1 rRNA gene is annotated in these 665 nt (G+C 49.3%); it reads right to left on the reverse strand.

Annotation, left to right across the window (positions count from 1 at the left end):
- Positions 1-665: ribosomal RNA gene (locus ACESSZ_RS16490) — 16S ribosomal RNA — on the reverse strand; the annotation flags it as partial.

Consider the following 665-nt stretch of genomic DNA (forward strand, 5'->3'; position numbering starts at 1 on the left):
AATGCTGGTAACAGAAGACAAGGGTTGCGCTCGTTGCGGGACTTAACCCAACATCTCACGACACGAGCTGACGACAACCATGCACCACCTGTGTGATATATAGCTATCTTTCTATCTCTAGAACATTTATATCCATGTCAAGGCCTGGTAAGGTTCTTCGCGTTGCTTCGAATTAAACCACATACTCCACCGCTTGTGCGGGCCCCCGTCAATTCCTTTGAGTTTCACACTTGCGTGCATACTCCCCAGGCGGAGAACTTATTGCGTTAACTGCAGCACTGAATCTCTCCAACACTTAGTTCTCATCGTTTACGGCGTGGACTACTAGGGTATCTAATCCTATTTGCTCCCCACGCTTTCGTGCATCAGTGTCAGTTACAGACCAGGCGACCGCCTTCGCCACTGGTGTTCCTCCATATATCTACGCATTTTACCGCTACACATGGAATTCCATCGCCCTCTTCTGCACTCTAGCTCGACAGTTTCCAAAGCATACAACAGTTGAGCTGTTGCCTTTTACTTCAGACTTATCGTGCCACCTACGCACCCTTTACGCCCAATGATTCCGGATAACGCTTGCCACCTACGTATTACCGCGGCTGCTGGCACGTAGTTAGCCGTGGCTTTCTGGTAAGCTACCGTCACCCACATAGCATTTCCTCTAT

It is taken from the genome of Eubacterium sp. 3_1_31 (assembly GCF_964249515.1).
Classification (GTDB): Bacteria; Bacillota_I; Bacilli_A; order Erysipelotrichales; family Erysipelotrichaceae; genus Longicatena; species Longicatena caecimuris.